This is a genomic window from Saprospiraceae bacterium, assembly GCA_016713025.1.
In the GTDB taxonomy this organism is placed as follows: Bacteria; Bacteroidota; Bacteroidia; order Chitinophagales; family Saprospiraceae; genus OLB9.
In genome coordinates this window covers 3,635,001-3,648,122 of the sequence record JADJPZ010000004.1, presented here as the reverse complement: position 1 = coordinate 3,648,122, position 13,122 = coordinate 3,635,001, and the positions used below count along the sequence as shown (strand labels likewise).

The following is a 13,122-nucleotide window of genomic DNA, read 5'->3' as shown; positions in this document are numbered from 1 at the left end:
TATAATATGTCCCTTTTCAAAAAGAATTGCAAAGATACACTATCCATGAATACAAAAGGATTTTTAAATGTGAGATATTTTTTTGTTTTTGTAATATTATTTTTGAATAATGGGCTTTTTAGTCAACTGAAACTCGATTTTGAAACACCATTTCCCGGCTCTGTAAAGTGGGAAGGAAACGTATCTCAATTCAAAATAAACGCTGAAGGCCAGTTGCAATTAAATGCTGTGACTGCTGGCGAATCAACTATCTTTACCAAATATAAGATTCCGCCGGATAGCATCCAGATTGATTTGTATTTCAAATTGCAGTTTGCACCATCAAATGACAATTTTGGTAAAATATATCTTTTCATAGATAAAACTACCGAAACAGCAGCCAACGGGTACTTTCTCAGAATAGGTGAAAATGGTAATAACGATGCCATCCAGTTGTGGAAATTGGTCAACGGCAATAGTAGTCTGTTGGGTGCAGGAAGAATGGGCGCTGTGAGCGGAGATCCGGCTGATGCCAGAATCAGGATAAAAATATACAGAAATGGCCGATGGATGATGGATTCAAACTATGAAGGGGCTAACATCTTTGAAGAAGACCTTGAAATTTTTGATCCTGCCTTTGCTTTGCCGGATTCTATGTTTTTTGGAGTATTCTGCAAATATACAGCTTCAAGGGCAGACAAGTTTTTTTATGATGACATCCAGATAAAAACCATCGAAAAAGATATCACAGCACCCGAATTAAGTAAAGTGGACGTGATTAATGACAACAGTGTAATACTAACTTTCTCTGAACCATTGGATGAAGTGAGTGCAGTTCAACGCACCAACTATAGTGCAAGTAATGGTCTGAACAATCCGGATCAAATCATTTTTGTCAGATCGATACCCAATCAGGTTACTTTAAGATTTGACTCAAAAAAGATAGTAAGCGGCATTTTTTATACATTGAATGTACAGGGAGTAAAAGACAGAAGCAATAATACAAAGGTATTGACATCCACTTTTTTTTATGCTGTAAAACCCGGACCAGGTGATATTGTCATTACTGAGTTGCTTGCTGACCCATATACCGGTGGAGAAGATTTTGTAGAGATTTTCAATAAATCCACAAAATTTTTAAAACTGGATAGCATTATTCTGCGCAATGCCCAAAAAAGTGAAAGTCGGACTTTAAAGACAGATTTTGTACTATTACCTTCAAAATACGTAGCAGTCAGTGCAAATATTCCGTTTTTAAGGTCCTCCTATACTCCACCTGATTCAGCATCTCTGATTAGTGCAGCCATACCATCTTTGAATATCGAGTCTGGAAATATCAGCATTATAGCTCAACTTCCTTCAGGTACACTTATCACTCTTGATTCTTTTGACTACAATCAGAAAATGCATTTTTTACTCATAGATGCAACCAAAGGAGTCAGCCTCGAACGGATCAGCAATTCAGCCCCCACCAACGACCCCAATAATTGGCACTCTGCGTCCACACTTTCAAAATTTGCCACTCCGGGTTATAAAAACTCAAATTATTTGGACAAGAACAACACATCTATTGAAAGTATAGGTATTTTGCCCGATAAAAAAGTATTTACTCCCAATGGCGATGGCGTAGATGATTTTATATTGCTGGATTATAAAACTGATAAACCCGGCTATCTCGCGACCATCAGGATATTTGACGCTGAAGGATTTCCTGTTGCTGATCTGGCCAATAACTTTTTGCTTGGTTCCGAAGGTTCTATAAAATGGGATGGTGTAGAAGGTGAAGGTAAAATTGCCAGATTAGGAATGTATATCATCCAGTCTAAGCTTTTTCATCCGGATGGGGATGTAAAAATGTTTAAATCTGTAGTAGTAGCTGCAGACAATTTTTAAAATTACTAAGGGAGTATGAAAAAATTAGGTGGTATAGGAAGTGTAGTAGTAGCAGGTTTTTTTATAGTGATGACTTCTATTTCTGTATTTTTACCTTCATTTACCATAGCGGAAACCATGCAGGACCATTTGGTTCATATACTTTTTATATTACTTGTCTCTGGGATTATTGGTTTGATCATTAATAGCAACTTGCTTTTATATACCAGTTTTGGCTGCGCAGCTACCCTGGCATTGTTCTTAAAGAGTGCTTCCAATACTGAACTTAAAAATCCGGAAATCAATGACGGTGATAAATTTATAGTAGCGCATGTCAATCTTAGTATTACTGACCCTAAACAAATTCAAACATCTTTGATAGGTAAACACGTTGATGCTATTTCATTTCAGGAGTATACCCCGGATTGGGCAGAAGTGATGCCTGAAATCCTTGATACTGCTTTTAGATACAGTTTTCAAAACGTAAGGATGGATTTGTACGGCAAAATGATAGTATCAAAATACCCTATGATCAAAAATGAAAACATATTGTATGACGACGTTCCGAATCTGGATGTAGAAATAGAAAAGAATAACAAAAAATACAGGCTGATCTCGACATATATGATTCCGGCATTGGACAATGCATCCCGACAGAAAGCAAAAGCACAGTTTGAGGTTTTAGAAAAAGAATTGAGCCACAAACCTCAAAAAATCATCGTGCTCGGAGAATTTAATCAGGTGTACTGGTCCGGAGATATTTTGACATTTAGAAACAAGACAGGATTGCTCAACAGCAGGAGAAATGTCAATCCTTCTGAATTTAAAATGCCATACGATCATATCTTTTACTCGGCAGACATGGAGTGTTTTCACTTTGATGAATTGAGTGATACCGAACGAAACCATATCGGCTGCATTGCTTCATTCCAGATCAAAAAAAGTAAAATAACCAGACTTCAATAAATTCCTTTCACCATGATCCGGTATAGTTGTAAAAAATTCGATGACCTCTCTCTGGTTGAGCTCTATAAAATTATGAAACTCAGGCAGGAAGTATTTGTAGTAGAACAGAACTGCCCTTATCTTGACGCTGACGATAAGGATCTGTATGGATATCATGTCATGGGCAAAAACGAAAAGAATGCTGTGGTATGTTGTACACGGTTATTGCCTGAAGGTGTTTCATATGAAGGCTATATTTCTATCGGCAGAGTGGCCAATGGTGCTTCTGTAAGGGGTACAGGAGAAGGTAAAAACCTTATGAACTATTCTATAGAAACGATAAAAAAGCTATATCCGGGCAAACCTATTAAAATCGGAGCTCAAACCTACTTAAAAAGATTTTACGAAAATCTGGGATTTCAGGATATGAACCAACCATATCTGGAGGATGGTATTCCGCATATTATTATGGTGATGGAAGTCTGATAAACCAGATGGTCGAAGTTTGTAACTTCGATCCAATACCAGATGGTCGAAGTTTGTAACTTCGATCCAATACTTTAAGAATTTGTAATTCGCAAATGGCAACAGGCACATAACAAATTAAAAGGTGTGTGGTTTTGAAGTATTTAAAGAATGGCGATATTTTCCAATCGTCCCTGCCTTTCCGGCATGCCCCTGCTGGTGCGAGTTAGTAACTCGTGCACTACTATCTTTACATTGTTGATTAAGTTCAAAACGAGATTACAAGTAAAATTAGGATTTCAAGAGACAAAATTCTTTATAAGGTTGGAATATATTTTGTTTACTTTTGCAGTTGTAGTAAAGGTAGTTAAATTTTTTTTGGATGTATCTTAGGTTAATAATTTGTGTTAAAGGCACAAGTTGCAAACTTGCGCCAGCAGAGTAATATTATTCTTATAATAAATACAAATATTAAAAAGTAAAATCAGGTGATAGCATTTAAAAGATTGATTTTGATTATAATTGCACTAAACTTTCAATCGTGTGCAGAACAGAAAAAGCAGACTATTAGTGTGACTTCTGAAAATGAAATATCAAAGCCAACGAATATTAGTTCAAATTCTTCAGGTGTTGACCCTTGTAAAGAATGTGATATAATAAACAAGTCAATACCTGTAGACTCATTTTCATTTGAAAAGTTGTTTGGTTACCCAAATGGAACGAGACAAGAACAAGCTTATGACGACATTCAACTATATTTTAAATGTTTAAATGAATGTTACAAAAGTGAGAACTTAATAAAGCTAATAAAATTAAGTGCTACAATTAAGTATGACGCTGACGGACCCAGCCATGTACAAAGCAACTTGCAAAGATATATAAAAAAGAACAAGGAGTTAATTACAGAGTTGTATAATGAGATTGAATGTAATATTTTCAAAAAGCATTTGAAATTTTTATTTGAAGGGATAGATTCGGGAAGTGTAAATGAATTAAACAAAGTATTTAACTCATTAGGCTTGAAAGATTCTTGCAAAAGTAAAGCTATTGGAGAAATTCCAAAAATGATATCGCATGAACATTAAATTTTACAGCGCAGCTATATTTTTCTGAAGATAATCTTTGAAACGTTTTTTGGAGACAAAAGTCTCGATGAGTTTTAGGAGGATATTTTTTTCCCCCGCTCGGCGTAGATTGCACCTACGTCTGAGTGAAGCCATGGCTTTGCCATGAATATAAGCAGGAATGTGCAAAAACAGAAGCCATACAACAGATAAAGTTGTGTGGCTTTTGTATTACTGTAGTATACCTTCCATTTTAGTCTGCCTGATAAAAGCGTCGAGCATGGCGAAGACATGCTCCTTTGCTTTAGAGTCCATTTTAGTCACTTCCTGAATACGTTGTATCATTTTACTGTCGAGTTCCAGATTGGTATGTATCCATCAATAGCCATACGAGCCCTTCTGGCGCGAGTTGGTAACTCGTGCCCTTCTACCTTTGCAAAGTTGTTTAAGTTCAAAACGAGATTAAAATAAAAATAGAAGATCAAGGTACAAATTTAAATGTAAGGTTAGAATCTATTTTGTTTACTTTTGCAGTTGTAGTAAAGGTAGTTAAATTTTTTTTGGATGTATCTTATGTAAATAATTTGTGTTAAAGGCACAAGTTGCAAACTTGCGCCAGCAGAGGCAATGTGGTTTTACCCAGGAAGTTTGACCAAAGCTATTCCCATGAATAGTTATTATCGTGGAAGAAAAACAAATTAGTAAATTTATACATATTATTTGTCATGGCTAAATTAATAAGTTATCTAAACATTAAGAATAGTATTTTTGCTATATTAATTTTAATCTTTGTTATAAGATCGTTTATATCATATTGCTTGTTTTCAATTCCCTTTATTACAGGAATCGTTTTTACGGGAGGTGACAAAATACATTTTCCGTTTTGCATTGTCAATCCATTTAAGGAAAAACGACTAAAAAATGAAATTTGTTCCAAAATATATTATTTAAACGATAGTAAGATTCCTTCATTAAAAGAGTATAGAGAAAAGCAAGATTTGTTAAACAACCAATACAATATCATAATATCCAAATGGTACTTTTTTGAGCATCTTAAAGATCCATGCTCTTTCGATATAATTTCTATTTTAGAAGAAAACAACCAATTGGTCGTTCTTTTGGTATCAAATAATGAAGAAAAAATTAAGTGCGTAGTTTATTTGGATCAAAAATCAATGGAAGTAAATTATATAGATATTGAAATATTCTAGAAGCATTCACCCTTGCTGGGCGTAGTTTGCAACTACGTCCGTGCGTTGCCATTGCTGTGCCATGAACCATAATTACAAGCACGAATGAACAAAAACAAAAAGCCACATAACAAATCAAGAGTTATGTGGCTTTTGTGAAATGATCAAGTTCTAATCAAAACAATATAAAAGCCTCTGAGCGATCATGGACTTTTGTTGTATAAAATATCAATGTCGTTTAGTTAAAGTATTTTTACTTGTTTTTACAAATCCTAAATCCTTCCCTTAGAAGGGAAGGACTTCAAAATATGGCCTTAACTAAACGACATGGTATATAATATTATAAACCTGTTTATCCCTAAAATAAAAAAGGCTATCTGCTTTCAGAATGCCTTTTTTACTTCGCTAAAGAATTTTTTCAAATTGAATTTTGAAAAGAATATCAATCTGAGACCTTGAGCCTCATATACTTAAGATTCATAAACAACTCTTTTCGTTGCCTGAGATCGGCAGATTTTACACATATTTATTTTTGTCCATTATATTATGCAGACATTCAATAGATTATATTTTTTTATTATTTTTACCTACGTTAATAATTATCTAATGCTTCTCCTGGGGATGCTTTAACTTTTTTAATTATTCTACCTTTGTCTCATTATTAATAAAATCTATAAGTCATGAGAATCCTTGTAAATGATGGTATCGAGCCCATTGGAAAAAAACTACTGAATGAAGCTGGTTTTGAAGTAGATACAAATAAAATAGAACAGGCTGATTTGCCCCAAAAACTCAATGCATATGACGCAATATGTGTAAGAAGTGCAACCAAAGTCCGCAAGGAATTGATAGATGCCTGCCCTAATCTTAAAGCGATCGGAAGAGGTGGGGTAGGACTTGACAATATAGATGTTGACTATGCCAGATCCAAAGGCATAGCAGTAATCAATACTCCTGCGGCATCATCCAGATCCGTTGCCGAGCTGGCCATGGCGCACATGCTTAGCCTTTCCCGATTTTTATATCAATCCAACAGAAATATGCCTGCAACAGGTGACACAGCATTCAATGATCTCAAAAAAGCATATGCTAAAGGATCAGAGCTGGAAGGCAAGACTTTGGGTATTATTGGTTTTGGGCGCATAGGACAGGAAATGGCAAGAGTGGGGCTTGGTCTGGGTATGAACATTGTAGCGGTAGATCCATACGTCAGCGAAGCAAATGTTAAAGTTGGGCCGGACACTTTGGGTTTCTTTACTGATATCAAAACAACTGATATGGATACCTTGCTTGGAACTTCAGACTACATATCACTCCATATCCCGTCTGTAGGAGATCCTATTTTGGGCTCAAAAGAATTTACTAAAATGAAACAAGGGGTGTTTATTGTCAATGCAAGCCGTGGAGGTACCATTGATGAGGACGCTTTACTTCAGGCTTTGGATTCCGGAAACGTATCAGCAGCCGGATTGGACGTTTTTGACAATGAGCCAACGCCTCGCAGAGATATTCTTTCACATCCGAGAATATCATTGACACCGCATATCGGAGCATCAACTGAAGAGGCTCAAAATAAAATTGGTGAAGAGCTGGCTCAAAGATTGATAGCAGCCCTAAAGCCATTCTGAAATATACACTTAAATGTTTGCATAACAAATTGCACTTAATAATAAATGTATTTATTTACAAGTGCTAATTTGAATAGACATATGGAGGAGATTTGCTTGTATCTACATGACAGGCAAGCTAGCCTAAATGGTAGTGCAGTGCGTTGATTTGAAGGAGTGGGTGGGTCGTCCCTTTAGGGATTGAGGGTATTGAAGAGCTTTTACTAATTTGTGCAATGAGTTATACACACCTCTAAAACTGAATTTTTGCCAACTTTCATTAGGTTGAAATGGTATTACTCTGTCAAAATGTCATATTTACTGTAGTGGCACAGACTTTGACATGTAACGTAAAAATTAAAAATCAATTTAAATATGTCAAAAGGTAATATATCAGTACAAGCGGAAAATATTTTTCCCATCATTAAAAAATTTCTATACTCCGATCATGAGATTTTTCTCAGGGAGTTGGTGTCAAATGCAGTGGATGCCACCACCAAAATCAAAACACTGGCCTTAAAAGGAGAAGTGAAAGGTGAGTTGGGTGATACCAAAATCGAAATACAAGTCAATAAAGAAGCCAAAACACTCCATATACTTGACCAGGGTATAGGGATGACCGAAGATGAGGTGAACAAATACCTTAATCAGGTGGCTTTTTCTTCTGCGGAAGAATTTCTTGAAAAATACAAGGATGATGCCTCTATTATTGGCCATTTTGGACTCGGCTTTTATTCTTCTTTTATGGTGGCTGATAAGGTAGAAGTCATCACTAAGTCCTTTCGGGATGATGCCGGGGCTGTCAGATGGGAATGTGACGGAAATCCTGAATATACCATTGAGCCACATAACCGAACAGAAAGAGGCACAGAAATTATTCTTCACATCAATGAAGAAAATGTGGAATATCTTGAGGATAGCAGAATACGTGAATTGCTCAATAAGTACTGTAAGTTCCTGCCTGTAGAAATCAAGTTTGGCACAAAGACAGAAACAACTTATGAAGGAGAAGGAGACGCAAAGCAAGAGATTAAATCAGAAGTAGACGATATCGTCAACAATCCACATCCTATCTGGAAAAAGAAACCTGCCGATCTGACGGATGATGATTATAAAAATTTCTACAGAGAGCTACATCCTTTCAGCCAGCCGCCTTTATTCTGGATTCATCTGAATATAGATTATCCATTCAATCTGACAGGGATTTTATACTTTCCTAAACTTACAAATAATTTTGAAGTACAAAAAAATAAAATCCAATTGTACAGCAATCAGGTATTTATTACCGACGATGTGAAAGAAATCGTTCCTGAATTTCTTATGCTGTTACATGGCATTATCGATTCACCTGATATTCCGCTCAATGTATCGCGGTCATACCTTCAGTCAGACGCCAATGTCAAAAAAATAAATACATATATTTCAAAGAAAGTGGCTGAAAAACTTCAATCACTCTTTAACGCTGACAGAAAATCATTTGAAGAGAAATGGAAAGAAACCAGCACTTTCGTTAAGTATGGTATGATCTCTGATGAAAAATTCAACGAAAAGGCCATATCATTTGCCCTTTTGAAAAATTTGGAGAATGAATACTTTACGCTGGAAGAGTACAAAGAAAAAGTCAAAAGTAATCAGACTGATAAACACAACAAGATTATTTACCTTTATTCAAACGATACCAAGGCTCAGCATAGTTATATCAAAGCAGCCAAAGATTACGGATATGATATACTGGAAATGGACACCATAATCGACAATCATTTCATGCAGCACATTGAGTACAAAGGCAATGAAGTGACCTTTGTAAGAGTGGATTCAGACACACCTGACCAGTTGGTGCAAAAGGAAGAAACCAAAGAGTCTGTGTTGAGTCAGGCAGAACAGGATAAGGTAAAAGATATATTTACCAATGCCATAAAAAATCTGGGTGGCGGACATATCGAGTTAAAACCCTTATCGCCAACAGACCATCCTGTGACTATTACCAAACCTGAGTTTATGCGCAGGATGAAAGAAATGCAGGCACTCCAGGGTATGGATATGAATATGTTTCCGGATAGTCACAATGTGGTGATCAACTCAAATCATCCGCTGGTGGCCGAAAAATTATTGAAAATGAAGAGCGATGATAAAAAAGCGGACTTTGCCAATTACCTTCATGATCTCGCTTTACTCAATCAAAACATGCTCAGTGGCGAACATCTTTCATCATTTATAAGTAGAAGCCTGGAATTTATAAAATAGATACAGACAATGAGCTACCACCTATTTGATTATCGATAGAATATCAATTAAGTATCTTTTGAGTTAAAATTTAAAAAACCACTTCTGCTTTTGCAGAAGTGGTTTTTTTTATAGATAGAAAACATTTTTCAACATCACGTGTTTGGTCATCTCTCTTAAAAATATTTGGCTTGAAAAGTGTAGGAATCATAGGGTCTGGGTTTTCCAGCTTAGCAGCTGCGGCTTGTTTGGCCAAAGAAGGTCTCAGGGTGACTGTTTTTGAAAAAAACGCTGAACTTGGAGGAAGAGCAAGGAAATTTGAAGCATCGGGATTTACATTTGATATGGGTCCTTCATGGTATTGGATGCCGGAAGTATTTGAGCAATTTTACAACCATTTTGGTCATACCACATCTGATTTTTACAAACTTATCAGATTGGATCCATCCTATGAAGTGGTGTTTGGACAGAACGACAGACTAACATTACCTGCATCTTATGAAGCATTGAGACAGGTATTCGAAAACATAGAATCGGGTAGCGCCGTGCTGCTTGACAAGTTTTTGGAAGATGCCGAATATAAGTATAAAGTCGGTATGAGTGAATTTGTATGGAAACCCGGGCATTCTATAATGGAGTTTGCTGATATCAGGGTTGTGCAAAGCCTTTTCAAATTGCAGATGCTTTCTTCTATCTCGAAACAGATCGATGCATTGTTCAAAAACGAGAAATTGCGCAATATCCTGAAGTTTCCGGTATTGTTTCTTGGGGCAACACCAGAAGACACTCCGGCTCTTTACAGCCTTATGAACTATGCTGACCTTAAATTGGGTACTTGGTATCCATCAGGAGGCATGTATGAAGTCATAGATGCATTTATTACAATATGTAAAAAATACGGGGTTGTCTTTAGGACAAATGCTGCAATAACATCTATAGGTTCAAGCGGAAATAAAGCTGAAATGCTGATTACTGATACGGAGGCTTTTTCGGTTGATTACATTGTTTCAGGCGCTGATTATCACCATACAGACCAGATTTTATTAGGTGCGAAAGATAAAAATTACACTAAAAAGTATTGGGACAATAGGGTGATGGCGCCTAGTTCGCTTTTATTTTATTTAGGTTTGGATACTAAAATAACGGTATTGCATCATCATACATTGTTTTTTGATAAAGATTTTAAAAAACACGCACATGATATTTATAAAAAACCCGCATGGCCAGACGAACCCCTTTTCTATATGTGTACCCCTTCAGTCACAGATCCTTCAGTAGCACCTCCGGACAAAGAAAATATATTTTTGCTAATGCCGCTTGCACCGGATATTGAAGATAATGACACGTTGAGAGAACAGTATTTCAATGTAATGTGTGACAGAATCAATTTGATCATCGGAACAGATATCAGAAAGCACTTATTATTTAAGCGTTCCTATTGTGTTGAAGACTTCAAAAATGATTATAATGCTTTCAGGGGAAATGCTTATGGCTTGGCAAATACATTGAGTCAAACAGCATTTCTAAAGCCAAAGTTAAAAAATAAAAAGCTCGAAAATTTTTATTATACTGGTCAATTAACAACACCTGGTCCCGGAGTGCCTCCATCGATTATATCAGGTCAGGTTGTGGCAAGCGAAATTTTAAAAAGAATTAAATCATAAGCCTATGGATTTGTTTTCACAAGTATCATTTGAATGCAGCAAATTAATTACCCAAAGATACAGCACGTCATTTTCTTTGGGGATCAGAATGTTTTCCAAGGAGCTGAGAGAACCCATTTATGCTATATATGGTTTTGTGCGGTTTGCAGATGAGATAGTCGATACTTTCCATGATAAAGATAAGGCAGGTTTACTTTCCGAATTTCGAAAGGAAACTTTCAAAGCTATAGATAACCAAATAAGCTTGAATCCTGTATTACATTCATTTCAGCGAGTTGTCAATGCTTATTCAATTGACCCGGAATTGATACACGCATTTTTAGACAGCATGGAGATGGATCTGGATAAAACCACCTACTTTGATGAATCAGAATACAAAAAATATATTTTTGGGTCGGCAGAAGTTGTGGGATTGATGTGTCTAAAAGTTTTTTTAGGTGACAATAATGAAGAATACGAGAAATTAAAGCCATTTGCTTGTGCTCTAGGTTCAGCTTTTCAGAAAATCAACTTTCTGCGTGATATGAAATCAGACTATCAAGAAAGAGGAAGGGTATATTTTCCGGGCATAAATTTTAAACATTTTACTGAAAATGATAAAAAAGCTATTGAAGATGATATTCAAAAAGAATTTTCTGAAGCATTCTGTGGCATTAAACAACTACCGAATTCATCCAGATTAGGAGTGTATTGTGCATACAAATATTATATCAATCTTTTTTATAAGATAAAAGGCCTACCTGCAGCGGTAGTTACAGAGCGACGGATCAGAGTCAGTGACAAAAGAAAATTGTATTTACTGACAACATCGGCATTTCAAAATCATTTCGGCATGTTATAGTTTTGATTTTACTCTAATATTCATTAATATACAAAATTATATTTTGTTTTATAGACAAAATTAGCAAGCAGTAAAAATTAAATTTTATTTTTTTACTTTTTTTCTTGGAAATTTCTTTTTTCCCCTTACCTTTGCGCTCCCAAAAGCGGGGAAAGTATTAGAAGGAGTATTATATGAGTTAAGGAAGGGGTATGATGATAGATGAATGAGAGTGGGAGGAGAGAGAATTGAAGGGGTCTGCTGAATATTTCGAAAAAGATTTAAAAATAAAGTGGATAATATTTTGCTGATAGAGGAAATAAGTAATATCTTTGCGGCCCCAAAGAGATGAAGAGAGAGAATAGGGATGTGGATTTTGGGGAGATAGAGTAAGTATATAAAGATGCCTGATCCGAAGGGATTGAGGTGATAGATATAGAAAGAAAAAGTTCATTGACACGATTGGATAGTAGTACTTAATAAGAGAATATAGGTAAGGAGGATTTGGAATCCCTTGAAAAGAAGATATTAAGACGGACTTTAAGAAAATATTAGAAAAAAGTAGCGATTTCTTTAAGAAGAGATAGAGCCGCTAAAGATCATACTATGGAGAGTTTGATCCTGGCTCAGGATGAACGCTAGCGGGAGGCCTAATACATGCAAGTCGAGCGGTAGAGTCCTTCGGGGCTTGAGAGCGGCGCACGGGTGAGTAACGCGTACATGACCTACCTTTAAGTTTGGGATAGCCCTGGGAAACTGGGATTAATACCGGATGTGATAATAGATATAGAGATTTATTATTAAAGCTGAGGCGCTTAGAGATGGGTGTGCGTTTGATTAGCTAGTTGGTAGGGTAACGGCCTACCAAGGCTACGATCAATAGGGGGCGTGAGAGCGTGGCCCCCCACACGGGTACTGAGACACGGACCCGACTCCTACGGGAGGCAGCAGTAAGGAATATTGGTCAATGGACGGAAGTCTGAACCAGCCATCCCGCGTGCAGGATGAAGGTCCTATGGATTGTAAACTGCTTTTAGCAGAGACGAAGACCCATCATTTATGGTGGAGTGACGGTATCTGCGGAATAAGCACCGGCTAACTCCGTGCCAGCAGCCGCGGTAATACGGAGGTGCAAGCGTTATCCGGAATCACTGGGTTTAAAGGGTGCGTAGGCGGAGAATTAAGTCAGTGGTGAAATCCTGTCGCTTAACGATAGAACTGCCATTGATACTGATTTTCTTGAATTGGGTTGAGGTTAGCGGAATGTGACATGTAGCGGTGAAATGCATAGAT

At 36.6% G+C, this 13,122-nt stretch carries 9 protein-coding genes and 1 rRNA gene (1 of these 10 cut by a window edge); all 10 read left to right on the top strand.

Translation table 11 applies throughout. The features are described 5' to 3' along the window. Positions 1-45: 45 nt before the first annotated feature. Positions 46-1,872, top strand: coding sequence for a lamin tail domain-containing protein (locus tag IPK35_21895; GenBank protein MBK8055848.1), 1,827 nt, complete (start codon positions 46-48; stop codon positions 1,870-1,872). A gap of 15 nt (positions 1,873-1,887) precedes the next feature. Continuing rightward, a complete protein-coding gene (locus IPK35_21890) occupies positions 1,888-2,817 on the top strand; it encodes an endonuclease/exonuclease/phosphatase family protein (protein ID MBK8055847.1) in 930 nt (309 codons plus the stop codon). Between the two features lie 12 nt (positions 2,818-2,829). Beyond that, complete coding sequence (locus IPK35_21885; protein MBK8055846.1) at positions 2,830-3,282, top strand: GNAT family N-acetyltransferase; 453 nt, start codon at positions 2,830-2,832, stop codon at positions 3,280-3,282. Positions 3,283-3,749: 467 nt separating this feature from the next. Further along, the gene (locus IPK35_21880) at positions 3,750-4,346 is read left to right on the top strand and encodes a hypothetical protein (protein ID MBK8055845.1); all 597 of its coding nucleotides are present in this window, start codon (positions 3,750-3,752) and stop codon (positions 4,344-4,346) included. Positions 4,347-5,050: 704 nt separating this feature from the next. After that, complete coding sequence (locus tag IPK35_21875) at positions 5,051-5,536, top strand: hypothetical protein (GenBank protein MBK8055844.1); 486 nt, start codon at positions 5,051-5,053, stop codon at positions 5,534-5,536. A gap of 659 nt (positions 5,537-6,195) precedes the next feature. Continuing rightward, positions 6,196-7,143 (top strand): D-2-hydroxyacid dehydrogenase, encoded by a 948-nt coding sequence (locus IPK35_21870; protein MBK8055843.1) that lies wholly within the window; start codon positions 6,196-6,198, stop codon positions 7,141-7,143. Positions 7,144-7,497: 354 nt separating this feature from the next. Next, the gene (gene htpG / locus IPK35_21865) at positions 7,498-9,366 is read left to right on the top strand and encodes a molecular chaperone HtpG (GenBank protein MBK8055842.1); all 1,869 of its coding nucleotides are present in this window, start codon (positions 7,498-7,500) and stop codon (positions 9,364-9,366) included. A gap of 170 nt (positions 9,367-9,536) precedes the next feature. Further along, the gene (crtI, locus tag IPK35_21860; GenBank protein MBK8055841.1) at positions 9,537-11,009 is read left to right on the top strand and encodes a phytoene desaturase; all 1,473 of its coding nucleotides are present in this window, start codon (positions 9,537-9,539) and stop codon (positions 11,007-11,009) included. A 4-nt stretch (positions 11,010-11,013) separates the two neighbouring features. Beyond that, entirely contained in the window at positions 11,014-11,850 is an 837-nt protein-coding gene (locus IPK35_21855) for a phytoene/squalene synthase family protein (protein MBK8055840.1), read from the top strand. Between the two features lie 582 nt (positions 11,851-12,432). Next, a 16S ribosomal RNA gene (locus IPK35_21850) occupies positions 12,433-13,122 on the top strand; it runs 825 nt beyond the window's last position.